The sequence below is a fragment of the Cupriavidus sp. 05T41 genome, assembly GCF_056396525.1.
Window position 1 is genome coordinate 21094 of sequence record NZ_JBFTLQ010000013.1, and the last position, 25672, is coordinate 46765.

General features: G+C 70.2%; 22 protein-coding genes. 9 read left to right on the plus strand and 13 right to left on the minus strand.

What is annotated here, in order from left to right; all coding sequences use genetic code 11:
• Nucleotides 1-9 precede the first annotated feature (9 nt).
• Nucleotides 10-1044 carry an SPFH domain-containing protein gene (locus tag AC1DKV_RS10705; protein WP_441620332.1) on the minus strand — a complete coding sequence of 345 codons (1035 nt, stop codon included), beginning with the start codon at nucleotides 1042-1044 and terminating at the stop codon, nucleotides 10-12.
• A 146-nt stretch (nucleotides 1045-1190) separates the two neighbouring features.
• On the opposite strand from AC1DKV_RS10705, the gene AC1DKV_RS10710 reads away from it, so the two are divergent.
• Nucleotides 1191-1952 carry an NUDIX hydrolase gene (locus AC1DKV_RS10710; RefSeq protein WP_441620330.1) on the plus strand — a complete coding sequence of 254 codons (762 nt, stop codon included), beginning with the start codon at nucleotides 1191-1193 and terminating at the stop codon, nucleotides 1950-1952.
• On the opposite strand, the gene AC1DKV_RS10715 is transcribed toward AC1DKV_RS10710, so the two are convergent.
• The 3 genes from AC1DKV_RS10715 to AC1DKV_RS10725 all read right to left on the minus strand — a co-directional run bounded on the left by AC1DKV_RS10715 (nucleotide 1927) and on the right by AC1DKV_RS10725 (nucleotide 4603).
• Complete coding sequence (locus tag AC1DKV_RS10715) at nucleotides 1927-3198, minus strand: MFS transporter (protein ID WP_441620328.1); 1272 nt, start codon at nucleotides 3196-3198, stop codon at nucleotides 1927-1929. The two genes, AC1DKV_RS10710 and AC1DKV_RS10715, sit on opposite strands and share 26 nt — an antisense overlap.
• A 108-nt stretch (nucleotides 3199-3306) precedes the next feature.
• On the minus strand, nucleotides 3307-4242 hold the full coding sequence (locus tag AC1DKV_RS10720; RefSeq protein ID WP_441620326.1) for a LysR substrate-binding domain-containing protein: 936 nt from the start codon (nucleotides 4240-4242) through the stop codon (nucleotides 3307-3309).
• On the minus strand, nucleotides 4199-4603 hold the full coding sequence (locus tag AC1DKV_RS10725; protein WP_441620324.1) for a hypothetical protein: 405 nt from the start codon (nucleotides 4601-4603) through the stop codon (nucleotides 4199-4201). The genes AC1DKV_RS10720 and AC1DKV_RS10725 overlap by 44 nt, the downstream gene beginning before the upstream one ends.
• 178 nt (nucleotides 4604-4781) lie before the next feature.
• Between AC1DKV_RS10725 and AC1DKV_RS10730 the strand changes: the two genes are divergently transcribed.
• The gene (locus tag AC1DKV_RS10730; RefSeq protein WP_441620322.1) at nucleotides 4782-5252 is read left to right on the plus strand and encodes an Lrp/AsnC family transcriptional regulator; all 471 of its coding nucleotides are present in this window, start codon (nucleotides 4782-4784) and stop codon (nucleotides 5250-5252) included.
• A 12-nt stretch (nucleotides 5253-5264) separates the two neighbouring features.
• Here AC1DKV_RS10730 and bluB read toward each other — a convergent pair whose 3' ends face one another.
• The 5 genes from bluB to AC1DKV_RS10755 form a co-directional block, all read right to left on the minus strand.
• A complete protein-coding gene (gene bluB / locus AC1DKV_RS10735) occupies nucleotides 5265-5930 on the minus strand; it encodes a 5,6-dimethylbenzimidazole synthase (protein ID WP_441620320.1) in 666 nt (221 codons plus the stop codon).
• Between the two features lie 130 nt (nucleotides 5931-6060).
• Complete coding sequence (metC, locus tag AC1DKV_RS10740) at nucleotides 6061-7263, minus strand: cystathionine beta-lyase (RefSeq protein ID WP_441620318.1); 1203 nt, start codon at nucleotides 7261-7263, stop codon at nucleotides 6061-6063.
• A gap of 10 nt (nucleotides 7264-7273) precedes the next feature.
• A complete protein-coding gene (locus AC1DKV_RS10745) occupies nucleotides 7274-8278 on the minus strand; it encodes a Bug family tripartite tricarboxylate transporter substrate binding protein (protein ID WP_441620316.1) in 1005 nt (334 codons plus the stop codon).
• Between the two features lie 57 nt (nucleotides 8279-8335).
• On the minus strand, nucleotides 8336-9949 hold the full coding sequence (locus tag AC1DKV_RS10750; RefSeq protein ID WP_477137603.1) for a rhodanese-like domain-containing protein: 1614 nt from the start codon (nucleotides 9947-9949) through the stop codon (nucleotides 8336-8338).
• 139 nt (nucleotides 9950-10088) lie between these two features.
• A complete protein-coding gene (locus tag AC1DKV_RS10755) occupies nucleotides 10089-10673 on the minus strand; it encodes a cysteine dioxygenase family protein (protein ID WP_441620312.1) in 585 nt (194 codons plus the stop codon).
• A 137-nt stretch (nucleotides 10674-10810) separates the two neighbouring features.
• Between AC1DKV_RS10755 and AC1DKV_RS10760 the strand changes: the two genes are divergently transcribed.
• Nucleotides 10811-11674 (plus strand): LysR substrate-binding domain-containing protein, encoded by an 864-nt coding sequence (locus tag AC1DKV_RS10760; RefSeq protein ID WP_441620310.1) that lies wholly within the window; start codon nucleotides 10811-10813, stop codon nucleotides 11672-11674.
• Nucleotides 11675-11725: 51 nt separating this feature from the next.
• On the opposite strand, the gene AC1DKV_RS10765 is transcribed toward AC1DKV_RS10760, so the two are convergent.
• Complete coding sequence (locus tag AC1DKV_RS10765; protein WP_441620308.1) at nucleotides 11726-13282, minus strand: methyl-accepting chemotaxis protein; 1557 nt, start codon at nucleotides 13280-13282, stop codon at nucleotides 11726-11728.
• A gap of 474 nt (nucleotides 13283-13756) precedes the next feature.
• Here AC1DKV_RS10765 and AC1DKV_RS10770 point away from each other — a divergent pair, with 474 nt between their 5' ends.
• Nucleotides 13757-16798 carry a transglycosylase domain-containing protein gene (locus AC1DKV_RS10770; protein ID WP_441620306.1) on the plus strand — a complete coding sequence of 1014 codons (3042 nt, stop codon included), beginning with the start codon at nucleotides 13757-13759 and terminating at the stop codon, nucleotides 16796-16798.
• Between the two features lie 87 nt (nucleotides 16799-16885).
• Here AC1DKV_RS10770 and AC1DKV_RS10775 read toward each other — a convergent pair whose 3' ends face one another.
• Both AC1DKV_RS10775 and AC1DKV_RS10780 read right to left on the minus strand, forming a co-directional pair.
• Nucleotides 16886-17065, minus strand: coding sequence for a hypothetical protein (locus AC1DKV_RS10775; protein ID WP_441620305.1), 180 nt, complete (start codon nucleotides 17063-17065; stop codon nucleotides 16886-16888).
• 131 nt (nucleotides 17066-17196) lie between these two features.
• The gene (locus AC1DKV_RS10780) at nucleotides 17197-18324 is read right to left on the minus strand and encodes a DUF1275 domain-containing transporter (RefSeq protein WP_441649946.1); all 1128 of its coding nucleotides are present in this window, start codon (nucleotides 18322-18324) and stop codon (nucleotides 17197-17199) included.
• A gap of 222 nt (nucleotides 18325-18546) precedes the next feature.
• Here AC1DKV_RS10780 and AC1DKV_RS10785 point away from each other — a divergent pair, with 222 nt between their 5' ends.
• On the plus strand, nucleotides 18547-19914 hold the full coding sequence (locus AC1DKV_RS10785) for a M20/M25/M40 family metallo-hydrolase (protein WP_441620301.1): 1368 nt from the start codon (nucleotides 18547-18549) through the stop codon (nucleotides 19912-19914).
• A gap of 52 nt (nucleotides 19915-19966) precedes the next feature.
• Here AC1DKV_RS10785 and AC1DKV_RS10790 read toward each other — a convergent pair whose 3' ends face one another.
• Entirely contained in the window at nucleotides 19967-22555 is a 2589-nt protein-coding gene (locus AC1DKV_RS10790) for an EAL domain-containing protein (RefSeq protein WP_441620299.1), read from the minus strand.
• 318 nt (nucleotides 22556-22873) lie between these two features.
• Between AC1DKV_RS10790 and AC1DKV_RS10795 the strand changes: the two genes are divergently transcribed.
• Genes AC1DKV_RS10795 through AC1DKV_RS10810 form a run of 4 tightly spaced genes read left to right on the plus strand, consistent with a single transcriptional unit; the run spans nucleotide 22874 to nucleotide 25602 of the window.
• On the plus strand, nucleotides 22874-23713 hold the full coding sequence (locus AC1DKV_RS10795) for a universal stress protein (protein ID WP_441620297.1): 840 nt from the start codon (nucleotides 22874-22876) through the stop codon (nucleotides 23711-23713).
• Between the two features lie 21 nt (nucleotides 23714-23734).
• Nucleotides 23735-24169 (plus strand): YeeE/YedE family protein, encoded by a 435-nt coding sequence (locus tag AC1DKV_RS10800; protein ID WP_441620295.1) that lies wholly within the window; start codon nucleotides 23735-23737, stop codon nucleotides 24167-24169.
• Nucleotide 24170: 1 nt separating this feature from the next.
• Nucleotides 24171-24668 carry a DUF6691 family protein gene (locus tag AC1DKV_RS10805; RefSeq protein ID WP_441620293.1) on the plus strand — a complete coding sequence of 166 codons (498 nt, stop codon included), beginning with the start codon at nucleotides 24171-24173 and terminating at the stop codon, nucleotides 24666-24668.
• Between the two features lie 13 nt (nucleotides 24669-24681).
• On the plus strand, nucleotides 24682-25602 hold the full coding sequence (locus AC1DKV_RS10810; RefSeq protein WP_441620344.1) for a cation diffusion facilitator family transporter: 921 nt from the start codon (nucleotides 24682-24684) through the stop codon (nucleotides 25600-25602).
• Nucleotides 25603-25672: the final 70 nt, after the last annotated feature.

Consider the following 25672-nt stretch of genomic DNA (forward strand, 5'->3'; position numbering starts at 1 on the left):
AAGCGTGGCTCAATCGCGGGCGCGGCCCCTGGCCTGCGGTGCCAGCAGCGATTGCAGCAGCTCCGGCGACATATTGAGCTGCCCGATCCGTTCGGCCTTGTCGGCGATGCCGCCGAAGGCCTGCGCTATCAGCTGTCCCGGCGCCATGCCGGAGGCGGCCAGCGCCTGCACGATGCGCGCGTCCGCGCCTTGCAGCGCCTGCATCACGGCGCCCAGGCGGTGCGCCTCGGCCTCGGCCGTGGTGCGGGTATTGTCCGCCTCGAGTCCGACGAACTCCTTGCGCCGCGCTTCCAGCGTGATCCGCGCTTCCATGGCGCTGGCCTGCAGTTGCGCCTGCTTTTCCTGCACGGCGGCCTCGGCCTCCATCTGCGTCTCGCGGATGGTGCGCTGCTTGAGCTCGACGGCCACCTCGGTATCGAGCTCGCTTTCCTTGATGGCGCGCTCGTTCTCCACCGCGGCATTGCGGCGCGCGTAGATGGCGTCGTCGGCGGCCTTCAGGATCTGCTCGCGGACTTCGGCTTCCAGCGCCCGTGCGGTTTCGGCGCGCGGCTTCACGGCCACCATCGAGAAGGACAGCACCTCCAGCCCCAGCGCCAGCACGTCCGGGTGGCTCTTGAGCGCAGCTTCGACCTGCCGTGCCATGCGGTCCGAGCCCTGCAGCGCGGCGCGCAGCGTCTCGGCGCTCACGGCTTGCTGCACCAGCACTTCGACCACGCCTTCGACGCGTGCGCGCAGGTTCTGCGGGTCTTCGGATATATAGCTGCGGCCGTCCGGCTTGAGCGCGAAGTTCAGCATGGCCGCGGTCTTGCGTGGCTCGGTGATGCGGTAGGAGAGGTTGCCCTGCACCGTGACCGACTGGAAATCCGCCGTGATCAGCTCGAAGATGTAGGGCAGCACCTGGCTGCCCACCGGCACCGCGACCAGCGACGTGGTGGGCGCGTAGTAGTAGAACGACTGGCCGCTGCCTTCGCGCAGGATCCTGCCGCCCTTCATCTGCATCAGGTAGGTGGTGGGATCTGCCTTGATGAAACGGATGCCGAACATGATGGTTCCTTTCCTGGTTGCCGTGGTGCCCGCGCCGGCCTGGCCGGTCCGGCGCGAATAAGTGTGTGTGTGCCACTAATATAAGTGGCACTGTGACACTTGTCAATTTATAATCCGCCTCATCGCACACCGGACGCCACCCCAAGATGCCCACGCCCGCCAGGAACGCACCGACCTCCGCCACGACACCCGCCAGGGAAGACGCGGCCGGCGCCGATTTTCCGCGGCCGCTGACCACGGTGGACGTCGTCATCCTCACCGTGCGCGGCGGTGCGCTGCAGGTACTGCTGGTGCAGCGTCCGGACCAGGCGGGCGAGCCGTATCCCGGGCGCTGGGCATTGCCGGGCGGCTTTGTCGATATCGCGCGCGACGCAGACCTGCAAGGCTGCGCCTTGCGCAAGCTGGCGGAGAAGACGGGCGTGGCAAGTCCCTACCTCGAACAGGTAGGCAGCTGGGGCGGCGCCACGCGGGATCCGCGCGGCTGGTCGGCCACCCATGTGTATGTGGCGCTGCTGGCCGATGCCAGCCTGGCGCCGCACAAGGGCGGCAACGCGGCGGACCTGCGCTGGGCGCCGGTGGAGGGCGACGGCGTGGCCGTGCCGCTGGCCTTCGATCACGCGGTGCTGCTGGGCGCGGCGCTGGCGCGCGTGCGCGGCAAGACGGAGTACACCTCGCTGCCGGCGCATCTGTTGCCGGCGGCGTTTACGCTGGGCGAGCTGCAGCAGGTATATGAAACCGTGCTCGGCCGGGCGCTGGAGAAGAAGGCCTTCCGCACGCGCATGCTGGCCGCCGACCTGCTGGAAGACCTGGGCGAACAGAAGGAGACCGGGCGCCGCCCCGCGTCGCTCTACAAGCTGCGGGAACAGGCCGGGCTGGTGTATTTCACGCGGAGTTTCGAGCAGCGCTGAGCGCTGCCGGCTGCGGCGCGGGCGTGCCGGCCGCGGTGTCGTCGATCGGGAAGTGCAGCAGCGCGGCCACCAGCCCGGCCAGCGCCGTGCCGGCCCACACGATCGAGTAGGAGCCGGTCAGGTCGAACATGAAGCCGCCCAGCCAGGCGCCGAGGAAGGAGCCGACCTGATGGCTGAGGAAACACACGCCGAACAGCGTGCCCAGGTGGCGCGTGCCGAACACCTTGGCCACCAGCCCGCTCGTGAGCGGCACCGTGCCCAGCCAGGTCAGGCCCATCACGGCCGCGAAGACGATCACCGAGACGGCGCTCTTGGGCAGCAGCACGAAGATCCCGATGGCGGCGCCCCTTGTCAGGTACAGCCAGCCCAGCACGTATTGCTGCCGGAAACGCCCGCCCAGCCAGCCGCATGCCCAACTGCCGGCCATATTGAACAAGCCGATCAGCGCCAGCGCGGTTGCCCCCAGCCCTGCCGGCAGGTGGCACAGCGTCAGGTAGCCCGGCAGATGCGTGCCGATGAAGGCGAGCTGGAAGCCGCAGGTGAAGAAGCCGAGCGTGAGCAGGCGGTAGCCGCGATGCCGGCACGCCAGCGCCAGCACCGCGCGCAGGGAAGCCGCCGGCACCGCGGGCGCATGGGCGCTCCCCGGCTTGCGTTTTTCGAGCAGGAGGCCGAGTGGCGCCGCCAGCAGGATCACGGCCGCCATCGTGAACAGCGAGGCGCTCACGCCGGCACCCGCGCGGACCGATTGCGCCAGCGGCACCAGCAGCACCTGCCCGAGCGAGCCGCCGGCACTGGCAAGGCCCATCGCCATGCTGCGCTGTTCCGGACTGGCCACGCGCCCGACCGCCGTCAGCACTACGCCGAAGCTGGTGCAACTGATGCCGATGCCCACCAGCATCCCCATGCCGACCACCAGCATCGCGCCAGTGGGCGCCACCGCCGCCAGGCCCAGGCCCGCGGCAAACGCCGCCGCGCCGAAGGCCACCACCGGGGCGCAGCCGTAGCGGTCGGCGGCGGCACCGGCAAACGGCTGGGCGAGACCCCACACGAGATTGTGCAGCGCTATCGCGAAGGCGATCAGCGTGACCGGCATGCCGCGGTCGAATGACAAAGGCCCCAGGAACAGCCCGAAGGTCTGCCGCACGCCTATCGCCGCGCTCAGGATCAGCGCGGCCGAGATCACCACCAGCAGCGCCGGGTTCTTCAGGGTGGCAAAGCGTTGGTCGTTGCCTTGTGCCGTCAGCATGTCGGGTTCCTCCTGGCGCCAATAGTGGCAGCGGGCGGATGGCGCGGCAAAGGAAAAGACGTCGACTACAAGTGAGGATTTCTCACTTGCGCAGGGCGCGGCCGGCGATCACGGGGCGGCAGCGTGCCCGGCCACGGCGCCGGCATCGCAGGTCCGGGCCTGGTCGAGCAGCCACTGGCGGAAACCGGCGAGATCGGGGCGCTGCCTTGCCTCGCCGCTGCCTTCGGCGCTGACCAGCCAGTACGCCGTCTGCGCGGCAAGCGGCTGCGCGCCGAGCGCGACCAGCGTGCCGGCCGCCAGATCGCGATCGACCAGCGGGCGTCGTCCCAGCGCCACGCCGAGGCCGGCGGCGGCGGCTTCCAGCGCGAGCCCGAAGGTGTCCAGGCGCAGGTGTCCCGCAGGCGTCACGTGCGCCATGCCGGTGCTGTCGAGCCAGGCCGGCCAGTCCTCGCTGGCCGGCTCGACATGGATCAGCGTGGCGCGGCGCGGATCGAAGTTGCCTTGCGCATCGAGCACCGTAGCGCGGCAGGCCGGGCTGCACACCGGCAGCAATTGCTCGCCGAACAGGCGGCACCAGGCCGCGCTGGCGGCCGGCGCCCGGCTCATGCGGATGGCAAAGTCGAAGCCGTCGGCGGGAAAGCCTACCTGCCGGCGCGAGGTATCGACGGTGACATTGATCTCCGGCCAGCGCTGGCGGAAATCGTGCAGGCGCGGCAACAGCCAGCGCGAGGCCAGGGTCGGCGCGCAGCTCACGGCGATGGTGCGGCCGGCGCGGCGGTCCGGCAGGCGCTGCGTGCCGGTGGCGATCAGCGCGAAAGCTTCCGATATATAGCTCAGGTAGTCCGCGCCCGCCGGCGTCAGCGAAAGGCCGCGCGGCTCGCGCACGAACAGCGCCACGCCGAGCGCCTGTTCCAGGCCGGCGATGCCGTGGCTCACGGCGCCCGGCGTCACGTTCAGCTCGGCGGCGGCCAGCTTGAAACTCTGGTGCCTCCCGGCGGCTTCAAAGAAGCGCAGCGCCGAGAGGGGCGGAAGACGAAGCGGCATGAGACGGTCCAGAAGGCAGCCTGTTGGCGGCCTGAGCATACCGAGCCGGGGTTGCGGCCGCAAGGGCGGGCAGGGCGGGCGTGCGCGCATCGTGTTCGTGCGCATCACCGGCAAGTCCGGCCAGGCCGGGCATCTCCCGCACTTCGAGCACGTCCACGCCGTTCTCCAGGCGCCTGACGAACAAGGACAGCAGGTCCGCGTCCTCGGCGGCGACCGACAGCGCGAGCGGATAGGGCGCGGCAGGATCGAAGTCCATGCCGGCCAGTGTCAGGCCGGTGCGGCGGGCATTGGCAAGCGTCCATTCGATGGTGCCGAAGACATCGCTGCGATCGAGCCGGAGTGCGAGATTCAGGGTAGGCATGGGAGACAGGGCGCAAGCGCAAAGAAGTAGGAAAGAGGTACCGGATACATGCAGAAAATTTACCAGCGCCGGCCCGGAATGAGCTTCTTTGTTGTCTTCTGTTTTGCCTTGATTGTGGATAATTTGTCTTTGATATGTGCTAATGTTGGTGAATTATTCTTCTTTGACCCGTGAAGCCATGCCAACCTCTCCCAAGCTCGACGAAACCGACCGCCGCATCCTGCGCGCGCTGCGGCGCGACGGCAGGCTCTCCAACCTCAAGCTCGCGGAGCAGGTCGGCCTCTCGCCTACGCCGTGCTGGAACCGCGTGCGCGCACTGGAGGAAGGCGGGGTGATCGAGGGGTACGCGGCGCTGCTGAACCAGAAGGCGCTGGGCCTGCCCGACACCGTGCTGATCGAAGTCACGCTCGACCGGCACGACGACGACATGCTCGACCGCTTCGGCGAGGCCCTGGCGGAACTGCCCGAGGTGATGGAGGCTTACCTGCTGACGGGTGAGTACGACTACCTCATCAAGGTGGCGGTGGCCGGCACGGAGGGCTATGAGCAATTCCTGCGCCACAAGCTCTACAAGCTGCCCGGGTTGCGGCACAGCCATTCCACCTTCGTGCTGCGCACCATGAAGCGCGAGCCCTCCGTCGAGCCCTGAGAGGGTCGGCGCTCAGGCCGCGGGCGTTTCCCAGCGATCGGTGCAGAGGAACGCGGCCAGCGGGCGGGCGTGGCGCCAGTCCTCCAGTTCCAGCATCGGCGCCGGATAGAAAGCCTGCACGGGGCCCAGGCAGAGGATGGCGACCGCCTCGCCGCCTGGCGGCAGCCGCAACAGTTGCGCCAGCGCAGCGGGCGCGAACATCGAGACCCAGCCCATGCCCAGGTTCTCGGCGCGCGCCGCCAGCCACAGGTTCTGGATGGCGCAGGCCGCCGAGCACAGCGCCATCTCGCGCGGCATGGTACGGCGCCCGAACACGGTGCCGTCGTCGGGCGCCAGCGCGACCACCAGCAGCTCCGCGCATTCGCGCACGCCTTCCACCTTCAGCCGCAGGAATTCGCTGTTGCGCTCGCCCATCGCCTGCGCGGTCTGTTGCCGCTCCGCCTCCACCAGCGCCGCAATATCCAGCCGCGCGGCAGGATCGGCGATGCGGATAAAGCGCCAGGGCTGCATCAGGCCGACCGAAGGCGCGGCATGCGCAGCCTGCAGGATCCGCAGCAGCACCGCTTCGTCGACCGACGCCCCGGCGATGAAATGGCGCATATCCCGGCGCGCCGCCACGAGACGGTAGAAGCTCTCGCGTTCCTCGGGCGAGAAGACGGTGCTGGGGGTGTCGGTCATGGGCAATGCCTTGGGAGCGCGGACGCCAAAGGCGGCATTGTAGGCGCGCAGGCGTGCGGCGCCCGCCTGTGCCCCGCAGGCGGGCCGGTCGCGAACGCGCATGCCGGCAGATTTGCCGGCCACCGCCGCGTTACATTGCCGCCGGTTCGCCCACCTGCGCTTGCTGCGCGATGGCCGCGAATCCCCGCGCCAGGTCCGCGACGAGATCGTCCACGTCTTCCAGGCCGATATGCAGCCTGATCACCTGCCCGCGCGTGGACCAGTCGGTCACGCTGCGCGCGCCGCGCATGTCGGCGACCACGGCGAGGCTTTCGAAGCCGCCCCAGGAGGCGCCGATGCCGAACAGCGCGAGGCTGTCGACCAAGCGCTCGGCGGCGCCGGGCGCGGCGCTGCGCAGCGAGAACGACAGCAGGCCGTTGGTGCCGTGGCAGTCGCGCAGCCAGAGCGCATGCCCGGGGTCGCCGGGCAGGGCGGGGCAGAAGACTTCGGCCACTTCGGCACGCGCCTGCAGCCAGCGGGCCACGCCCAGCGCGCTGCGTTCGTGCTGGGCCATGCGCGCGCCGAGCGAGCGCATGCCGCGCTGTACCAGGTAAGCATCATCCGGGCTGACGGCGATGCCGAAGGCATCGGCCACGTCGGCCAGCGCCGGCCACGCGGCTTCGGTGGTGCACACGGTGCCCATCATCACGTCGGAATGGCCGGACAGGTATTTGGTGGCGGCCATCAGGGAGATATCGGCGCCGAGCGCCAGCGGGCGGTAGAGCAGCCCGGAGCCCCAGGTGTTGTCGGCGGCGACCAGCGCGCCATGGCGGTGCGCGATGGCGGCGATGGCGGGCAGGTCACACATCTCGTAGGCGAGCGAGCCGGGCGTTTCCACGTAGACCAGCCGGGTTTCCGGGCGCAGGCAGCGCTGCAGGTCATGGCCGTCGGCCGCGTAGAAGCTGGCGGCGATGCCATGCCGGGCGAGGAATCCAGCGGCCAGCTTGCGCACCGGCTCGTAGACGCAGTCGGGCAGCAGCACGTGCTGGCCGGGGCGCAGGAAGGCCAGCAGGGTCATCGCGGCGGCGGCCAGCCCGCTGGGAAACAGGCGCGTGCGGTAGCCGCCCTCCAGTTCGGTGACCATGTCCTCCAGGGCGAAGGCGGTGGGGTTGCCGCGCGCGCCATAGGTAAACAGCCGTTCGCTGCCGCGCCGGCTGCGCATCTCGCGCATCTGCGCGGTGGATTCGAACAATACGGTGCTGGCACGCACCACCGGCGGGTTGACCGGCCGGCCGCCGTCCACGGCGGCTGCGCGGCCGCCGTGCGCGAGCTGGGTCAGGGCGCTGTGTTTCATCGGCATGGCCTCAGTCCACCCGCGCGCCGGACAGCTTCACGATCTGCGACCAGCGTGCGATGTCGCCCTTGAGCTGGCTGGCGAAGGCCTCGGGCTTGCTGGCCACCACGTCGCTGCCGCCCTCGTTGATCAGCCTGACCACGTCGGGCATCTGCAGCACCTGCACGATGGCGCGATTGAGCAGGGCGATGCGTTCGGGCGAGGTGCCGGCCGGCGCGAACACGCCATACCAGTCTTCGAAGCGGGCATTGCGGTAGCCGAGCTCTTCCAGCGTCGGCACCTTGGCGAACACGCCCAGGCGGCGCGGGCTGGTGACGGCCAGCGCGCGCATGCGCCCGCTCTGGATAAAGCTTGCCACCGAGGACGTCGACGTGATCAGCACGTTGACCTGTCCGCCCATCAGGTCGTTGATGGCGGGGCCGGCGCCCTTGTACGGCACGTGCTGCAAGGCAATGCCGCTGTCCTTGTCTAGCACCACGCCGACCAGGTGCGACAAGGTACCGTTGCCGGGCGTGGCGAAGGTGATCTTCTGCGGCTGCGCCCTGGCCTGCGCGGCCAGCTCGGCGAAGCTCTGCCACGGCGCGTTGGCGGCCACCACGATGGCCAGCGGCGCGGCGTTGATCTGCGTGACCGGCGCGAAATTCTTCACCGGGTCGAAGCCGGGCGCGCTGTACAGCGTCGGGTTGACCGCCATCACCGACACCTGCGAGGTCAGCAAGGTATAGCCGTCCGGCTTGGCCTCGGCCACGAAGCGCGTGCCGATATTGCCGCCGGCGCCGCCGCGGTTGTCGGTCACGGCGGTCTGCCCCAGCACTTCGCCCAGCCGCGTGGCCACGATGCGGGTGACGGCGTCGTTGCCGCCGCCGGCCGGGAAGGGCGAGACGATGCGCAACGGCTGGGCGGGAAAGCCGCCTACGGGGGCGAGCGGCGCCAGCGGCTGGGCCGCGGCGGCGCCGGCGCAAAGCACGGCAATGGCGGCGAACGCGCCGGCGAGGACTTGCGTGGGGCGGGACATGAGAACCTCCTTCTGTGCTTTGTTCGTGGGGGACGTCTGGGGCAGGGGAAGTGCGGGTCAGGCGAAGCGGAAGGTGGCCAGTTCCTGGGCGTCGAGCTGGCCGATAAGGTTGGTCTCCCAGGCCAGGTAGCGGCGGGCGGCCTCCTTGTTGCCGTCGTGGCGGTCGTGCACGAAGAACAGGAAATCGATGCAGCGCGTGTCCGGCAGGGTGTGTTCGCCGCCGTCGCTGGCGAGCGGCAGGCCGGCCGACTGCCAGGCCTGCGTGCCGCCGTCGAGCAGGCGCACGTCGCGGTAGCCCAGCGCCGCCAGCTCTGCCGCGGCCAGCGCGGCCACGCCGTCTTCGTCGCTGACCAGCGCCAGCGGCGTATCGCGCGGCACGCTGTCAAGGCCGCGCGCGAAGACCGGGCGGATCGACCAGCGGCTGCCAGGCACGTGGCCAGCCCGGTACGCCATGCTGGGGCGCACGTCGAGCGCCACAAGCCCCTGGCCGGCCAGCCCGGCGGCCAGCGTCCGGGCGTCGATGCGCGGCAGCGCGCAGGCAGGCGCCCGCGGGCCGGACGGCGCGGCCAGCTGTGCCGGGCGGGCGGCATCGAGCCCGCCTTCGAGCACGACTGCGTCATGGCCCATCTGGCGCAACCAGCTCGCCACCACGGTGGCCCGCACGCCATCGGCGTCAATCAGCACCAGCCGCGCGCGGCGCACGCCGACGTACTGGTCGGTGGCCTGGATCAGCTGGCCGCCGGGCGTGCTTTGCGCGCCGGGCACCGAGCCGGCGGCGAATTCCTCCGGCGTGCGCACATCGCACAGGAAGGTGGTGCGCGAGGCGTCGCGCAGCCAGGCAGCGGCTTCGGCGGCGCCGATGCGCGGCACGGCAAAGCGCGTGGCCATGGCTTGCGCGGCGTCGCGGGCATCGGCCAGCCCCGACGGCACGGCGTTGTCCGGGTAGCGCCGCGTGCCGCCATGCTCCAGCTTGAAATCGTTCAGGTACCAGCCCTGCGTTCCGTTCTCCAGCGCGAACACCGGGTTCGGCACGCCGAAGTTGATCAGCGTCTGCGCGCCGATGATGCTGCGGGTGCGCCCGGCGCAGTTGATCACGACGGGCGTGGCGGGGTCGGGCACGAGGTCGCGCAGGCGGTAGGCCAGTTCGCCGTTCGGGCAACAGATCGCGCCCGGAATATTCATCTTGCGGAATTCCGCCACGGGCCGTCCGTCGAGCACCACCGGCGGGCGCTCCCCGGCCTGCATGGCGGCCAGTTCCGCGGCCGATACGCGCGGCGTGCCGTAGTGATGCTCGGCCAGTTCGCCGAAGGTCTTGGAGGGCACGTTGACGCCGGCGAACAGCGCATGGCCGGCAGCCTGCCAGCCCGGCACGCCGCCCGCGAGCACGAATACCTGCGCATAGCCGAGGCCGGCCAGCGCCCGCGCGGCGCGCGCCGCCACGCCGTCGCCATCGTCGGCCAGCACGATGCGCGCAGCCGTATTCGGCGCCAGGCGGCCGATCTCGAGTTCCAGCCGGCTGTACGGCAGCGGCACCGCATGGAAGGGATGGCCTTCGCCATACTGGCCGTGCTCGCGGATATCGAACAGGGCGATTTCCCCTTCGCCGTGCAGCCAGGTCTTGAGCGTGGCGGGGTCGATGTGGCGGGGCAGGTCGTGAGCGTTGTCCGGCATGTGTGTTTGTCCAGGCAAGAAGGGGGCCTGACCTCCTGGCCGTGCTAAGGGCGGAAGGCAAGCGGTAATGCGTTCGAATGGGGATCCGGGGCGGCCCCGGAGGGTGCGGGGCTGGTGCGGTGCACCAGCCCGGTGCCGCTCAGCGCCGTGTCTTGACGCCCATGCTCATGACCTGGCAGCGCCCGGTCTCGAGGTCGAAGGACAGGCGCTCGGTCAGGGTTTCCAGCGCGCGGCCGTACATATGCAGGTGGCGGATCACGCTGTCGCCGCGGATCTCCACGGAGTGGATGTCGTCGGCCAGCAGCGCGATGCCGCCGCCGGGGCCGACTTCCACCGTGTGCGAGTGCGCGAGCGTGCCGACGCCCGGTTCGCTGCCGTCGTCGGTGCGCAGGTAGACGTCGTTGAACTCGGTGCCCACCACGCCGGCCACGCAGGCCCAGGTGGTGTGATTGTGCGGCGGGATGCGCTTGCCGGGCCGCATCACGTTCAGGTACAGCGCGAAGGTCTGGTCCGGGTCTTCGGCGATCAGGTAGCGGGCCTGGCGCTCGCCTTCCTCGGGCGGGGCGAACTCGCTCTCGGCCCACAACTGCGGGCGCGCCGCGAGCGCCTCGACCTGGCCCAGCACGGCCGCCAGCGAAGCGCGCGTAACGCCGCCGGCTACGATTTCCTTGATGGATCGGATGGTGTCCCCAACGGCTTCCTGGCGTTGTTGTACGATCGACATGTCTTTAGAATCCTTGCTGAATCTTGATGTTTCGGGGTTTGCGGGGCGCTGGCTATCGTTGCTGGGTTTCACTTTAATGAAGACAGCCGCCCGAAACCACTAAATCAGCCATGAAAACACTTAAGCAAGTCTAATGAATGCGTAATCTCGATCTGGACCTGCTGCGCACCCTGGTCGCCATTGCCGACCACGGCACCTTCGCCGCCGCCGCCGAGCGCCTGCACCGCACGCAGTCCGCCGTGACCCAGCAGATGCAGCGGCTCGAAGAACAGGTGGCGCTGGCGCTGTTCGAGCGGCAGGGGCGCGGCAAGCAGCTCACCCGGCACGGCAACAAGCTGGTGGAATATGCGCGGCAGCTGCTCGGCCTGAACGACGAAGCGCTGCGCGTGCTGCGCGAGGGCGACCTGACCGGCTCGCTGCGCATCGGCGCACCGCACGACGTGGCCGACACCATGCTGCCGCCGCTGCTGTCGCATATCGCGAAGGCGTCGCCGGCGCTGCGGCTGGAGATTCACGTGGGGCGCAGCCCCTTCCTGATGGAGTCGCTGCGGCGCGGCGAGATCGACCTGACGGTGTCCACGCGCGAAGACGCCAGCCTGGACGGCCTGGTGCTGCGCACTTCGCCCACCATCTGGGTATGCGCGGCGGATTTTGCCTACGAGCAAGGCAGCACCGTGCCGCTGATCCTGGCCGACGAGCCCAGCCTGTTCCGCAAGCTGGCGCTCGAGGCGCTCAAGGAGGCTGGCGTGCCGTGGCGCGCGGCATACCTGGCGCCCAGCCTGATCGGCATCAAGGCAGCGATCCGCGCGGGGCTGGGCATCACCGCCCGCAGCATCGATCTGCTCGGCGCGGACATGCGGGTGCTGGGCGACAAGGATGGCCTGCCGCGCCTGCCGGACGTGACGTATTACCTGTGGGCCCGGCCCAACGCGGCCAACCCGGTCGCGCGCCAGGTCTTCTCGATGCTCAAGACCACCTTGCAACGCGGGCTGGCGGGATGACGGACCCGGGGGCGGCGGCGTGGCGCCGGCGCCCCGGAGAACTGCCGCCGCTCAGGCCGCCGGCGCCAGCCGGAACGCGCCCACCGCCTCGGCCAGCTGCCGTGCCTGCGTCTCCAGCGAGCCGGCCGCGGCCGCGGCCTGTTCCACCAGCGCCGCGTTCTGCTGGGTGACGTCCTCCATCTGCGTCACCGCGCGGCTGACCTGGACGATGCCCGCGCTCTGCTCGAGCGAGGCCGCCGAGATGTCTTCCACGATCCTCGCCACGCGCTGCACGGCGTCCACGGTCTCGCTCATGGTCTGGCCGGCCTGGGCCACCAGCGCATTGCCGGCGGCGACCTTGCCGGCGGAATCGTCGATCAGGTTCTTGATCTCGCGCGCGGCTTGCGCGCTGCGTTGCGCCAGTGCGCGCACCTCGCCCGCCACCACGGCGAAGCCGCGGCCCGACTCGCCGGCGCGGGCGGCCTCCACGGCGGCGTTGAGCGCCAGGATATTGGTCTGGAAGGCGATGCCGTCGATCACGCCGATGATGTCGGCGATGCGCTGCGAACTGCTGCTGATATCGCCCATGGTCTGCACCACGCCGCGCACGTCGTCGCCGCCGCGCGTGGCCAGGCGGGCCGCTTCGGCGGCCAGCTCGCTGGCCTGGCGTGCGCTTTCGGTGTTGTTGCCGACGGTGGAGGTGAGCTGCTCCATGCTGGCGGCGGTCTGTTCGAGCGACGCGGACTGCTGTTCGGTGCGCGAGGAGAGGTCCGTATTGCCGGCGGCGATCTCGCGCGCGCCGATATTGACGGAGTCCGAGCTGGCGCGCACCTGGCTGACGGTGCGGGTGAGCGCCGCCTGCATGCGCGCCACGGCGCCCAGCACGCGGCCGACCTCGTTGCCGCTGGCGGCTTCGGCGCGCTGGGTCAGGTCGCCCTCGGCCACGCGGTCGAGATGCTCGGCGGCGGCGGCCAGCGGCGCCACCACGAAGGCGCGCAGGCCCAGGTGCACGGCCACGATCAAGGCCAGCGCGGCGGCGATGCCGACCGCCACCAGCTTGACCACCAGGCGGTAGCGCGCGCTGCTGGCCTCGGTTTCGTGCTGGGCGAGTTCGCTCGCCTGTTGCTGGAACCGTTCCACGCCGCCGGAGAAATCGGCGCCGGAGCTCGTGATCTCCTTGTCGTTGATCGCCGCATAGCCGGCAGGGTCGCCCGCGCGCAGCGCCGCGGCGGCGCGTTCGACCGCGCCGGCATGCCGCTGCGCGGCCTCGGCGAGCAGGCGGCGCTGGCCGTCGGCCTCGCCTTCCTGCGCGGGCTGCGCGGCGAAGCGCTGCATCTGCTGTGCCGAGCGGCCCAGCGATTTGGCGGCGGATTCCAGCGCGCTGGCATTCACGTCGCCGCCGCCTTCGCGCGCCGAGGCATAGGCGCGGGTCAGCGCGGAGCGGGCCCGCGTCATGTCCTTGTAGGCATCGTTGAGCAGCAGGGTGCTGGCCGAGAGCTGCTGCACGCGTCCGGTGGCCTGGTTGGCGGCGCCGAGGGCGAACACGCCGACCACCGCGCCGAACACGATCATCAATGCAAAGGTCACCAGAATCGCCAGCAAGGCTGTGCGTACGCTCAGGTTTTTCATGCTCGGGAACAGGCCGGGACAGGCCGGAAATTGGGATCCTTACGCTAACGGACGGCGCGGTCAGGACTTGATGGTCGCCGCGCGCGCGGGTGCCGGATTTTTGCGCCAGATCAAACCGAAGGCACCGTTGCCGGGGTGCGTCGGCGTTCACCCGCGCGGGCGCGGCGCGGCACTGGCCCCCGGCGGCGCCGCGTCGCGCCCGCGGGCGAAGGCGCCCGGTCCGGAGTCCGGTCCGGGCATTCGCCGGCGGTGGCTGCCGCCACGCGAGGCGCTTTCCGGCTTGTCCACGGCACGCCGCAGCTTCCGTGGTCAAGATGCAGCACGCGCACTTTGTGCGTTAGGCCCCATTGGACTAGGGTATACGCTGTGACGAGGGCGCCTGAATGGTGCCATCGTTGCCAGCAGGCGGCCAGCATGCCAGCATTGGCCGAAGCGCCGGGCATTCCCCGGTTTCCTCGCAAACGGACCTGAATCGTGCGACGACGTCTCTGGCCCAGGCTCGTGATACTGGCCCTGCTCGTGGGGGGCATCTACGTTTTGTGCGCGATCGTCGCGGAGGAACTTGCCACCTCGCGCCTGCAGGCACGCTACTTCAGCGGGCGCGTCAAGGGCGTGGCCTACGAAGAAGCGCCGGGGCCGAGCGAGCGCATCCGTTTCCCGGAAGACGGGCCCTATGACGTGCGTTTCGGCTATAGCCGCCTGCCGCAGTTCACCGAGCTGCTGGAAGCGCGCGGCTACAAGCGCGAGCGGCAGGCGCGCTGGTCCGACCGCATGCTGGAGCTGACCGATTCCGGGCTGTTTGCGCCGTACCGCGAGAAGACCTTCGCAGGGCTGGAGCTGCTCGACTGCAATGACGAGCCATTCAATGTCCGCAGCGTGCCGCGCCGCGCCTATGGCAGCTTCCATGACATTCCGGTGGTGCTGGTGAACGCCTTGCTCTATATCGAGAACCGCGACCTGCTCGATCCGGAGTTTCCCACTCGCAACCCCGCGCTGGACGTGCGCCGCTTTACGCGCGCCGCGATGGACCAGGGGCTGCGTTTCTTCAACGAGCGCCACGAGGCGCCCGGCGGCAGCACGCTGGCCACCCAGATCGAGAAATACCGTCATTCGCGCGCCGGGCGCACCGGCTCGCCGCGCGAGAAGCTCAAGCAGATGGCGAGCGCGTCCATGCGGGCCTATCTCGACGGCCCGGACACCATCGGCGCGCGCCAGCGCATCCTGCTGGATTACCTGAACACCGTGCCGCTGTCGGCGCGCCCCGGCCTCGGGGAGGTCAACGGGCTGGGCGACGGGCTGTGGGCCTGGTACGGGCAGGATTTCGACGAGACCAACCGGCTGCTGGCCGGCGCCGCCGGCGCGGGGCCGGGACCGGACAGCGGGCAGGCCGCCGGCGAGCAGGGCGAGAAGCAGGCCCGCGTGTTCAAGGAAGCGCTTTCGCTGATCATCGCGCAGCGCGGCCCGTCGCATTTCCTGCGGCGCGATACCGCCACGCTGTCCACGCTGACCGACAGCTATATCCGGCTGCTCTCGGCCGCCGGCGCCATCCCGCCCTGGCTGCGCGACGCCTCGCTGGCCCAGCCGCTGAAGCTGGCCGCCGGCGCGCAGGATCGCCCGGAGATCTCCTTTGTGTCGCGCAAGGCCATCAGCGGCGTGCGCACGGACCTGCTGCGCTACCTCAACCTGGACAGCAGCTACGAGCTGGACCGGCTCGACCTGACCGCGCACAGCACCATCAACACCACCTTGCAGGGCGTGGTGACCGATGCCCTGCTGAAGGCCGGCACGCGCGACGGCGCGCGCGCCACCGGGCTATACGGGCACAACCTCCTGCGCGAGGGCGACGACCCCGGCCGCCTGGCGATCAGTTTCACCCTGTACGAGCGCATCGGTGGCGCCAACCTGCTGCGCGTACAGGCCGACAACCTCGACCTGCCATTCGACCTCAACCGCGGCGCGCGGCTGAACCTGGGCTCGACCGCCAAGCTGCGCACCCTGGTGGCCTACCTGGAGATCATCTCGGAGCTGCACGAGAAGTTCTCCTCGATAACGCCCGAGCAACTCAAGGAGGTCAAGCCGGCCAAGCTCGACGCGCTCAGCCTGTGGGTGCAGAACTTCATGCTCACCGCGCCGGACAAGAGCCTGCGCGCCATACTGGATGCCGCCATGCTGCGCAAGTATTCCGGCGGCGCGGGCGAAGCCTTCTTCACCGGCGGCGGGCTGCAAACCTTCACCAATTTCGAGCGCTGGGAAAACCTGAAGATCATGCCGGTGCGCGAAGCCTTCGAGCATTCGGTCAACCTGGTCTTTGTCCGCCTGATGCGCGACATCGTGCGCTACGAGACCTACCGGCTGCATCCCGATGCCGACGAATGGCTCAACAACCCGGCCGCGCCGCAGCGCCGTGGCTACCTGGTGCGCTTTGCCGACAAGGAAGGCAGCGACTACCTGCGCGCCTTCTACGGCAAGTACCGCGGCAAGACCTGGCCGGAGCGGGTCCGGCGCGCGCTGGAGAACCGGCGCTTCAGCCAGGTCGGGCTGGCGGTCACGCTGCGCAGCATCGAGCCGGACGCCGACCTCGAGCAGTTCAGCAAGACCATGCGGGCCACGCTGCCGAAGATCGCGGGCGCGCCGCTGACCGACGAAGTCTTGGCCAAGATGTACAACAAGTACGGCCCGCGCAGCTTCAACCTGAACGATCGCGGCTACCTGGCGCGCGTGCATCCGCTCGAGCTATGGCTGCTGGACTACCTGCGCGAGCGCCCCGATGCCAGCCTGGATGAGGTCCTGCGCGACAGCACCGAGCAGCGCCAGGAGGTTTACGCCTGGCTGTTCAAGACCCGCAATCCGGGCGGCCAGACCCGGCGCATCCGCGGGCAGCTCGAGCGCCAGGCCTTCGCCGAGATCGCGCGCCGCTGGCAGCGGCTGGGCTATCCGTTCAGCGCCATCACGCCGTCCTATGCCTCGGCCATCGGCGCCGCCGGCGACCGCCCGGCGGCCCTGGCCGAGTTGGTCGGCATCATCCAGAACAACGGCGTGCGCCAGCAGGCCACCGCGCTGCGCAACCTGGACTTTGCGCAAGGCACGCCGTATGCCACCGATTTCGGACTGGGCATGGAGGGCAAGCGGCTGCTGAGCGAGGAACTGTCCACGGTGGTGCGCGCGGCGCTGGTGGGCGTGGTGCAGTCGGGCACGGCGGGGTCGCTGCGGACCGCGCTGGGCAGCAGCGGCATCGTGGCCGGCGGCAAGACCGGTACCGGCGACCACCGCTACGAGGTCTACGGGCCGGGCGGCAGGCTGATCTCGTCGCGCGTGGTCAGCCGCTCGGCCACCTTCGTGTTTTTCCTTGGCGAGCGCTACTTCGGCAATGTCACCGCCTACGTGCAGGAACCCTATGCGGCACGCTACAACTTCACGAGTGCCTTGTCGGTGGCGCTGCTGAGATCGCTGGCGCCGACCATCCTGCCGCTGGTGCGCGACGGTGGCGTGCGCTCGCCGCTGGCCTGCAAGCACTGAGCGGGGGAGCGGGGGCTGCCGCCTGCGCTGCCCTGTGTTGCCCTGTGTTGTCTGTGCCGCCCGTGCCGCCCGTGTTGCCTGAGCGACCTAGTCCCAGCAATGGCGCAGGGCGCAGTAGCGGTCTTCGGAGCTGCGCGCCTCGCGCTCGTACTCGGCGATGACCTGCAGGGTGGCGCGCTGGAGCAGGGATCCGGTGGTCAGCAGGGCCGCGAGATCGCGCAGGCCCTGCAGGCCGATCACGGTGGGGATATTGGCTTCTTGCTGCATGATGCGTTGCTGGCTCTGGATAGGCGGTTTGTGCCGCTCGATGATTCGAGTGTAGTGAGCCGGGGGCAGGGCAAATGCAAGGGAATGTGTCCGCGCGAACCCTTTGTGGCGCAAGGATTCGAAGCGCCACTTCAGATCCAGCCAAAGTGGCGGGCAAGCAGCCCCGCAGCCAGCAAGGTAGTGCAAATCCACAACACCACGATCACCACCGCCGCGGCCCGGCTGCGGGGGCGTTGCTGTGCAGCAACGGCTGCCGCGCGGTATTCGTGCATCAGCTCGGGCGGGATCATCCGTACGGCCAGCAGCACGCCGAGCGGGACCAGCACCACGTCATCCAGGTAGCCCAGCACGGGGATGAAATCCGGGATCAGGTCGATCGGGGACAGCGCGTAGCCCGCCACCAGCAGGGCCATTGCCTTCGCATACCAGGGCGTGCGCGCGTCGCGCGCGGCCAGCCACAGGGCATGCACATCGCGCAGCGCATCGCGGGCCCAGCCGCGCCAGCACGCGCCCAGGCGCAGCAGGTGGCCGCGCACGTCGTCGGCCACCGGCACCACGGCCAGCGCCAGCAGCAGCGCCGCCAGCCAGAGCGTGGCACTGAAGCCCAGATGCTTGAATCCCAGCGCCCCGGTCACGCCGCCGATGAAGAACAGCGCCACCAGCGTGGCCAGCGTGCGCAGCCTGGCGCGGTTGGCCAGCACCGGCGGCCGGCCGGCGCCGGCCGCGTTCCAGTAGAACAGCTTGCCGAGTTCGATGCCGATATCCGTGACCATGCCGGTGATGTGGGTGGTGCGGATCTCGGCATTGGAGACCTTGGTGATCATGGCGTTCTGCAGGCCCATGATGAAACACAGCAACATCACCGTGGCCGTGCCGAGGATCCATTTGTGGGTCCCGAGGTTGCCGCCGAGCAAGCCGAAGCACAACAGCAGCACGGCCTCCAGCAGCAGGGGCAGGGCATATTCGCTGTGGAGGTCTTCGCGCCGCGCCCAGTTGATCAGGATGGCCGAGGTCGCGGCGCCCGCCACGAACGACAGCAGCGCGCCAAGCCCTTCCAGGATCAGCGCCACCTGGCCGAGCGCGAGGTGGTCGGCCATGGCGGAGACGATGCCGCTCATATGCGAGGTGTACTGCTGGACCGCCAGGAAGCCGCCCGCGTTGGTGGCGCCGGCGACGAAGCTGAGGTAGCAGGCGAGCTGCCGGTTGGCCTGCGGGCTGCGCCGGCGTCCGGCAAGGCTGCGCAGGTAAGGGATCGGCATGATGGCGGGTTCCGTGGGCGGCCGTGGGGCCGTGGGCGTTTGCCTCAGATGGTAATCCACCCCGGGCCTTGCGCCGGCATGCCCGATACGCCACGCCGGAGGCCATCCGCTGGCAGAATGGCGGTTCGCCCGCACGCGGCGGCGCCTCGCCTGGCCCGCGTCGTGCGCGCGCGCCCCCATCTCAGCCCATCGACCCAACGTCACCGGAGCCATTGCCACAACATGCAAGCACGCCCCCAACCCGATGCCATCGCGTCCCGCCCGTTCTCGCTGACCCTCGCGGCGCTGGTGCTGGCCGCCACGCCGGCCTTCGCGCAGACCATTCCGGTGCCGGCGGTGTCGCCCGCGGTGGACCGCGCCTACGCCAGCCTGGAAGCCGATCCATTGTTCAAGAAGGTCCTGGCCGATGTGAAGGCGGACGATGCGCGCTCGCTGGGCGACCTCAAGGCCCTGACCGAGATCCCCGCGCCGCCTTTCAAGGAGCGCGCCCGCGCCGAATATTTCCTGGGCCGCCTCAAGGCGCTGGGGCTGGCCGACGCCCATCTCGACGCCGAAGGCAACGCCATCGGGACCCGCAAGGGCAGCGGCAACGGCCCCGTGCTGCTGATCTCCGCCCACCTCGACACCGTGTTCCCCGAGGGCACCGACGTCACCGTCAAGCCGCGCGGCGGCCGCCTGTACGCGCCCGGCATCTCGGACGACACGCGCGGCCTGACCGTGCTGCTGTCGTGGCTGAAGGTGCTCAACGACAACAATGTCCGCACCGTCGGCGACCTGGTCTTCGTGGGCAATGTGGGCGAGGAAGAGCTGGGCAACCTGCGTGGCATGAAGGCGGTGTTCCGCGATCATCCGGAGATCGACGGCATGGTCGGGATGGAGCCGGGCGAGGGCGACCGCGTGCTGGCGCTGGGCACCGGCAGCCACCGTTACGAAGTGACCTTCCGCGGCCCCGGTGGCCACAGCTTCGGCGCGTTCGGCCTGCCCAGCGCCATCCATGCGATGGGCCGCGCGATCGCCAAGGTGAGCGACGTACGTCCGCCCGAGGATCCCAAGACCACCTTCACCGTGGGCACCGTAGGCGGCGGCACGTCGGTCAACGCGATTGCCGGCGATGCGCGCATGGCCGTGGATATCCGCTCCAACGCCACGCCGTCGCTGCTCGAGACGGAAAAGCAGATCATGGCGGCGATCGATGCCGGCGTGGCCGAGGAAAACCGGCGCTGGCACCCGGCCCACGCCGGCAGCCAGATCACCTACCAGGTGCGCCAGATCGGTGACCGCCCGGCCGGCCGCACGCCGCCCGACGCGGTGATCGTGCAGGCCGCGGTGCGCGCCATCGACGGCTACGGCAAGGGCAAGCCCAGCCTGCGCGGCGGCAGCACCGACGCCAACGTGCCGATGGCGCTCGGCATTCCGGCCATCATCATCGGCAGCGGCGGCAAGACCGGCGGTTTCCACGCGCGCGACGAATGGTATGACCCGGCCAACGCCTGGGAAGGCGCCCAGGTCGGGCTCACCACCGTGCTTGGCCTGGTGGGCGTGCAGGGCGTGAGCCAGCCGCTGCTGGAAAAGCGCCCGGCGGCGAAGTAGGCCCCGCGCGCGCAGGCCCCGGCCCTCGGGCCGCCGCCGCCGGGTGCGGCGCCTATCGCAGCGAATGGCCGGGCGGTGGCGCGGGGCGCTCCAGCGGCCGCGGCGTGTTGATCCATTGCGCTACCGCGCCGGCGTCCAGCGGACGCGAGAACAGGTAGCCCTGGCCCATGTGGCAGCCCTGCGCGAGCAGGAACTGGCGCTGGGCCTCGTTCTCCACGCCTTCGGCGACCACCGCGAGCTTCAGGCTGTCGCCAATGCGGATCACGGCGCTGGCCAGCTCGCGCGCGGCGGCGTCGCTCTCCAGGTCGATCACGAAGCTCTTGTCGAGCTTGAGCTGGTGCACCGGTAGCTGGCGCAGGTAGCCCAGGCTCGAGTAGCCGGTGCCGAAGTCGTCCATCGACAGGCGCACGCCCTGCGCGTGGATGGCGGCCACGGTGGCGGCGATGCCGGCATCGTCTTCCATCAGCAGGCCTTCGGTCATCTCCAGCACCAGCGCTTGGGCGGGCAGGCCGTGCCGCGACAGCGTCTCGGCGACATGGCCGGCCAGCGCCGGGTCGCGGAAGCTGGCCGGGGAGATATTCACGGAGATGGTCGGCACCGGGATGCCGTCGCGGCGCCAGGCGGCCATCTGCGCGCAGGCGCGCTCGAGCACCCAGCGGTCCAGCGTGCCGATCAGGCCGCTGTCTTCGGCCAGCGGCACGAAGCGGTCGGGCGGGACCTTGCCGAAATGCGGGTGGTGCCATCGCACCAGCACTTCGAGCCCATACAGCCGGCCGTCGCTGAGGAATACCTGTGGCTGGAAATTCAGGTGCAGCTCGTTGCCCAGCAGCGCTTCGCGCAGGGCCGACTCCAGGGCCAGGCGCTCCTGCGCGGCCCAGTTCATCTCGATGCTGAAAAAGCGGAACAGATTGCGCCCGGCTGCCTTGGCGTCGTACATGGCCATCTCGGCGCAATGCAGCAGGTAGTCCAGCGTGTCGCCGTCCGACGGGAACAGGCTGATGCCGATGCTGGCCGAGGGGGCGATGCTGGCATGGTCGATGCGCAGCGGCAGGCGCAGCGCGGCCAGCAGGCGCTGGCCCGTGGCGATGGTCTTGGTGCGGTCGGATTCCGGCAGCACCAGGGCAAATTCGTCGCCCGACAGGCGCGCCACCAGCGCGCTCTCGCCGGCATGGGCGGTCAGGCGCTTGGCCACCTCGCGCAGCATCTTGTCGCCGCCGCTGTGGCCGAGCGAGTCGTTGATGTACTTGAAGCGGTCCAGGTCGACGAACAGCACGCTGAGCGCCGCGCCAGCCTGGCGCGTGGCCAGCAGCAGCTTGCCGGCCTGGCGCTGCAGCAGGCTGCGGTTGGGCAGGCCGGTGAGGGAGTCGTACTGGTCAAGCTGCTGGATCCGTTCGGCGGCGTCGTCGCGCTCGAAAGCCAGCTTGCACAGCGAAGCGCACACCTCCACCACCTGCTGGTGGAAGGCGTCGGGCGCGCGCACGCTGCGGAAATAGAAGGCCAGGGTAGCAAGCACGCGGCCGTCGCCGGCCTTGATCGGGTACGACCAGCAGGCCGCCAGGCCGAGCGGCAAGGCCAGGTGGCGATAATCCACCCAGCGCGGATCGGTGGAGATATCGCTGGCCACCACCGCCTCGCCCAGCCAGGCGGCGGTGCCGCAGGAGCCCACCTGCGGGCCGATGCGCAGCCCGTCGAGCACGGCCGCATACTCGGGCGGCAGTGCCGGCGCCGCCAGCGGGCGCAGGCGCCGTTCGCTATCCACGCGCAGCACCGTGGCGATCACCGAAGGCGCCACGCGCTGCACCTCCTGGCAGATCAGCTCCAGCACGGCCGGCAGGGGCTGTTCCATCACCATGGCGTGCAGCACCTTGCGCTGGAGCAGCTCGTAGGTCTTTTTCTGCGTGATGTCGGACAGGATGACGATGCCGTGGTGGTGCTGGCCCGCGGTGCTGACCAGATGCCGCACGGTGGCCGATACCCACAGCGGGCTGCCGCAGCTCGCGTAGATCAGGGCCTCGTGGCGTTCCACGCCCGGCGTGGGACGGTTGGCCTGCAGGCGCTGCATGGCGGCCATATTGGTGAATTCGCCGGCCAGGACCTCGCAGGGCATCCTGCCTACCATGTCGTGCGGCGCGTAGCCGAGCATGCGCGTCAGGCCGGCGTTGACATAGACGATGCGCCAGTCGGCATCCACCACCAGGACCGCGCTGTCGATCTCGTCGGCGATCACGGACAGCACCGGATGGTCTTCGCGGCGTGCGCCGGCGCCGCCGGCCACCTTGACCAGCAGCGTGCGCAGGGTGACATCGCCCAGCGTGGTGCTCGATTCCGCGACGAAGCCAAAGCGCACCTGGCCATCCGCGCGCAGGATCTGCACCGCCGGCAGGGGCTCGCCGTGCTCGCCGGCCGGCCCCGGGTGCGCGCCGGGCGCGGCGCCGGCGGGCAGCCGCTGCACCACCGTCGCGGCATCCATGCCAACGACCTGCTTGCGGCTCGCGCCATAGAGCGCTTCCGCCGCAGCGTTGAGGAAGAGCACATGGTTGTCTGCGTTCAGGACGAAGACAGCGTCGGTGGCCTGCTCGAGCGAGTTGCGGAACAGCTGATGTGGGTCGGCTATGCTGAGCGCTTTGTCTCTGTCTGACATGAGTGAGTATGCGTCGCTAACGACCGATAATGCCTGCCCGCCCCGGCTTGGCCTCGCGGGACAATGACTCGGCTCTGGGACAGCTATCGGCATCCGGGGCTGGAACCTGAAGTTATTTTTTCGGCGCTGGCCCGGCCCGGCCCGGCACGGTGCGGGCCGGTCTGGGCCGGCAGGTGGCGAATGGCCTGCCACGCGGCGCCTGGCCTTGGCATAATTGCGGCGAGTCCCGGCAGTGCACGCCGCGTTGCCCCTGGCCGCGGCGCGTTTCGCAGCCGTCAACCGTCAACCGCCAACCGTCTTCCGCCCGGAGCCACCGACATGATGGAATACAAGAGCCTGCTGGTCGAACTTGGCCCGGACCCCGGCTGCGCCGATCGCGTGCGGCTGGCGGCCGGGCTGGCGCAGCGCAGCGCGGCGCATGTGACCGGCCTGACCGCGACCGGCATGCGGCTCGAGCCGTTCCGCGGCGCCGGCGATGATGCTGGCCGCTATGCCGAGCTGGCGAGGCGCCAGTTGCTGGCGCAGGGTGCCGCCGCCGGTGCCGACTTCCACCGCGTCATGCAGGAGACGGCGCCCGCGGTGAGCTGCGCCCACCGCGTCGTCGAGGAAGACACGGGCTGGGCGCTGGCCAGGGAAGGCCGGCTGGCCGACCTGATCGTGCTGGCCCGGCTGGCGGGCCCGGAAGCGCTGCCCGTGCTGGTGGCGCAGACCGCCGAATACGTGATGCTGGAAGCGGGCAGGCCGGTGCTGCTGGTGCCGCCCGGCGTGCGCAGCCTGTCCTGCGGGCACATCGCGATCGCCTGGGATGGTGGCCGGGAAGCGGCCCGCGCGGTGGCCGACGCCATGCCGCTGCTGCGCGAGGCCGCGCGCGTGACCGTGGTATCGGCCACTGGCGCGGACGCCGGCGTGCTCCAGCCGCCCGCCACCGCCGAAGCATTGTGCGCGCACCTGGCGCGGCACGGCATCGCCGCCTCGGTGCATGCCGTGAGCGGCAGCCAGCGGCCCGGGCCGCTGTTGCTGGAGGCGGTGGGCACCCTGCAGGCCGACCTGCTGGTCGCAGGCGGCTACGGCCACGCGCGGCTGCGCGAGCTGGTCACCGGCGGCACGACGCGCACGCTGATGCGGCAGGCCGACATCCCCGTATTCATGTCGCACTGACTGGACCACCAAGGGCTCACCATGACTATCGACTGGGCGCATTTCACGCCGCTGCCCGCGCTGGCCGGCGGCTTGCTGATCGGGCTGGCCGCGGCCCTCCTTGTCCTGTGCAACGGACGCATCGCCGGCATCAGCGGCATCGTGGGCGGGCTGCTGCGCCCCGCGCGGCGGGAGGTGGCGTGGCGGCTGGCTTTCGTGGCGGGCCTGCTCGGCGCGCCCCTGGCCTGGCGCTTGTTCGCGGCCCTGCCCGGGATCCACGTCGAGGCGGGCACCGGGGTGCTGGTCGTGGCCGGCCTGCTGGTCGGCGTGGGCACCCGCTACGGCGCGGGCTGCACCAGCGGGCATGGCGTGTGCGGACTGTCCCGGCTGTCGCCGCGTTCACTGGTGGCCACGCTGGCGTTCATGGCGGCCGGCTTCGCCACTGTCTATGGCGTTCGCCACCTGTGGGGCGGCTGAGATGACAGTACGTGCTTCCCCATTCCCTCTGGTTCGCCGTGTCGCGCCCTTGCTGTCTGCGCTGCTGGCCGGCCTGGTGTTCGGCTTCGGGCTGATCCTGGCCGGCATGGCGAATCCGGCCAAGGTGCTTGGCTTTCTCGATCTGGCGGGGGCCTGGGATCCCTCGCTGGCACTGGTGATGGGCGGCGCCGTCGCGGTCGGCCTGGCGGCGTTCGCGCTGGCGCGGCGGCGCAGCGCGTCATGGCTTGGGCTGCCCATGCAGCTGCCCGCCACGCGCCAGATCGACCGGCGCCTGCTCGCCGGCAGCCTGCTGTTCGGCATCGGCTGGGGACTGGCGGGCATCTGCCCGGGCCCGGCGCTGGTGCTGCTGGGCTCCGGCGTGTGGCAGGGCATGGTTTTCGTGCTGGCCATGCTGGCGGGCATGGTCTTGTTCGAATGGCTGGAACGGCTCGGGCGGACCCGCGCGCCGGGGACGCAGGCAAACCGCGGCACGCACTGAAGACATGGAACGCATGAAGGCCGAAGCCCACGCAATCAACGAGAAAGACGCCCCCGACACGCCCGCCAAGTCGGCGGCGGCGCGCCGCAGCACCTGGGTCAGCGTCGGGGTGAATATCCTGCTGTCCTGCACCCAGATGGTGGCCGGGCTGGTCGCTGGCTCGCAGGCGCTGATCGCCGACGCCGTGCATTCCTTGTCGGACCTGGTCTCGGACTTCGTGGTGCTGTTCGCCAGCCACCATAGCCGCAAGGGCGCGGATGCCGATCACCAGTATGGCCACCAGCGTTTCGAAACGGCCGCCTCGCTGGCCATCGGCGTGCTGTTGCTGGCCGTGGGCGTCGGCATGCTGTGGACGGCGGTGCAGAAGCTCGAGCATCCCGAATTGCTGCAGGCGGTCAAGGGCATTGCCCTGTGGGTGGCGCTGGGCGCGCTGGTGGCCAAGGAACTGCTGTTCCGCTACATGCTGGCGGTGGCGCAGCGCGTGCGCTCGGGCATGCTGGTGGCCAATGCCTGGCACGCGCGCTCGGACGCGGCGTCTTCGCTGGTGGTGGCGCTGGGGGTCGGCGGCAATATGCTGGGCATGCACATGCTGGATCCGATCGCGGCGCTGGTGGTCGGCCTGATGGTGAGCAAGATGGGCTGGCGCTTCTCGTGGTCGGCGCTGCATGACCTGATGGACGGCGCCGTCGACGCGCAGACCGTGGAAGCCATCCGCCAGGCCATGGCCGCCACCCCCGGCGTGCAAGGCCTGCACGATCTGCGCACGCGCAAGATGGGCGACTTCATCCTGGCCGACGTGCATCTGGAGATCGACGGCGCGATCACGGTGGAGGCGGGCCACCGCATCGCGGTGGAAGCGCGCCGGCGCGCCATGCAGGTGACCGACGTGCTGGACGTGATGACGCACGTGGATCCGGTGCGCCCGCGGGGCTGAGCGCGCGGCAGGGCGGGGTGCCCGGGGCGCAACGGCAAATGGCGATGCCCGGTATGATGGCGCTTTTGCC

Excerpts from the sequence above, each read along its gene's own strand:
- AC1DKV_RS10785 (WP_441620301.1), top strand. The coding sequence starts at position 18,547 with ATGCAAGCACGCCCCCAACCCGATGCCATCGCGTCCCGCCCGTTCTCG.
- AC1DKV_RS10750 (WP_477137603.1), bottom strand. The coding sequence starts at position 9,949 with ATGCCGGACAACGCTCACGACCTGCCCCGCCACATCGACCCCGCCACG.
- bluB (WP_441620320.1), bottom strand. The coding sequence starts at position 5,930 with ATGACCGACACCCCCAGCACCGTCTTCTCGCCCGAGGAACGCGAGAGC.
- AC1DKV_RS10795 (WP_441620297.1), top strand. The coding sequence starts at position 22,874 with ATGATGGAATACAAGAGCCTGCTGGTCGAACTTGGCCCGGACCCCGGC.
- AC1DKV_RS10790 (WP_441620299.1), bottom strand. The coding sequence starts at position 22,555 with ATGTCAGACAGAGACAAAGCGCTCAGCATAGCCGACCCACATCAGCTG.
- AC1DKV_RS10775 (WP_441620305.1), bottom strand. The coding sequence starts at position 17,065 with ATGCAGCAAGAAGCCAATATCCCCACCGTGATCGGCCTGCAGGGCCTG.
- metC (WP_441620318.1), bottom strand. The coding sequence starts at position 7,263 with ATGAAACACAGCGCCCTGACCCAGCTCGCGCACGGCGGCCGCGCAGCC.
- AC1DKV_RS10720 (WP_441620326.1), bottom strand. The coding sequence starts at position 4,242 with ATGCCGCTTCGTCTTCCGCCCCTCTCGGCGCTGCGCTTCTTTGAAGCC.
- AC1DKV_RS10710 (WP_441620330.1), top strand. The coding sequence starts at position 1,191 with ATGCCCACGCCCGCCAGGAACGCACCGACCTCCGCCACGACACCCGCC.
- AC1DKV_RS10705 (WP_441620332.1), bottom strand. The coding sequence starts at position 1,044 with ATGTTCGGCATCCGTTTCATCAAGGCAGATCCCACCACCTACCTGATG.
- AC1DKV_RS10810 (WP_441620344.1), top strand. The coding sequence starts at position 24,682 with ATGAAGGCCGAAGCCCACGCAATCAACGAGAAAGACGCCCCCGACACG.
- AC1DKV_RS10760 (WP_441620310.1), top strand. The coding sequence starts at position 10,811 with ATGCGTAATCTCGATCTGGACCTGCTGCGCACCCTGGTCGCCATTGCC.
- AC1DKV_RS10800 (WP_441620295.1), top strand. The coding sequence starts at position 23,735 with ATGACTATCGACTGGGCGCATTTCACGCCGCTGCCCGCGCTGGCCGGC.
- AC1DKV_RS10755 (WP_441620312.1), bottom strand. The coding sequence starts at position 10,673 with ATGTCGATCGTACAACAACGCCAGGAAGCCGTTGGGGACACCATCCGA.
- AC1DKV_RS10765 (WP_441620308.1), bottom strand. The coding sequence starts at position 13,282 with ATGAAAAACCTGAGCGTACGCACAGCCTTGCTGGCGATTCTGGTGACC.
- AC1DKV_RS10730 (WP_441620322.1), top strand. The coding sequence starts at position 4,782 with ATGCCAACCTCTCCCAAGCTCGACGAAACCGACCGCCGCATCCTGCGC.
- AC1DKV_RS10805 (WP_441620293.1), top strand. The coding sequence starts at position 24,171 with ATGACAGTACGTGCTTCCCCATTCCCTCTGGTTCGCCGTGTCGCGCCC.
- AC1DKV_RS10715 (WP_441620328.1), bottom strand. The coding sequence starts at position 3,198 with ATGCTGACGGCACAAGGCAACGACCAACGCTTTGCCACCCTGAAGAAC.
- AC1DKV_RS10745 (WP_441620316.1), bottom strand. The coding sequence starts at position 8,278 with ATGTCCCGCCCCACGCAAGTCCTCGCCGGCGCGTTCGCCGCCATTGCC.
- AC1DKV_RS10780 (WP_441649946.1), bottom strand. The coding sequence starts at position 18,324 with ATGCCGATCCCTTACCTGCGCAGCCTTGCCGGACGCCGGCGCAGCCCG.
- AC1DKV_RS10725 (WP_441620324.1), bottom strand. The coding sequence starts at position 4,603 with ATGCCTACCCTGAATCTCGCACTCCGGCTCGATCGCAGCGATGTCTTC.